The 404-nt window shown below is 75.7% G+C and carries 1 protein-coding gene; it reads left to right on the top strand.

Annotation, left to right across the window (positions count from 1 at the left end; translation table 11 throughout):
- Nucleotides 1–157 precede the first annotated feature (157 nt).
- Nucleotides 158–404 (top strand): DUF6011 domain-containing protein (locus G5C65_RS40915; RefSeq protein ID WP_420903418.1); only part of this gene is annotated, 247 nt, incomplete at its 3' end.

Raw genomic sequence — 404 nt, 5'->3', positions numbered from 1 at the left:
GCCCGCACGCCCCGCAGCCTGCGGCCTACCCCAGCGTGTGGACGCCCGAGGAGCAGGCCCGGCACCGCGCCGAGCTGCTCGCCGCACTCGACGCCCACGACGCCGATGTCCGCGATCGGCACCTGCGTGCCGTGCCCGACGCCGAGCGGGGCGCGGCATGACGGCCCGCCGCTGCGCCGGATGCGGGCGCCGACTCCACGACCCCGTCAGTACCTCACTGGGCTGGGGGCCTGTATGCCGCAGACGCCTCCAGGAGCCCACAGACGGCCGGGTGAGCGCCTCTCAGGGCTCCAGCGACTCTCCGGTCGCACGCACCCCTGAGACGCGCCCTCTCGGACGCACAGCGCATCCGTCGGCGCAGCTCGCGCTGTTCACCTTCGGCGGCATCCCCCCGCCCACCACCC

The organism is Streptomyces boncukensis, from assembly GCF_011045075.1.
Classification (GTDB): domain Bacteria; phylum Actinomycetota; class Actinomycetes; order Streptomycetales; family Streptomycetaceae; genus Streptomyces; species Streptomyces boncukensis.
This window is presented reverse-complemented; position numbering and strand designations above follow the sequence as displayed.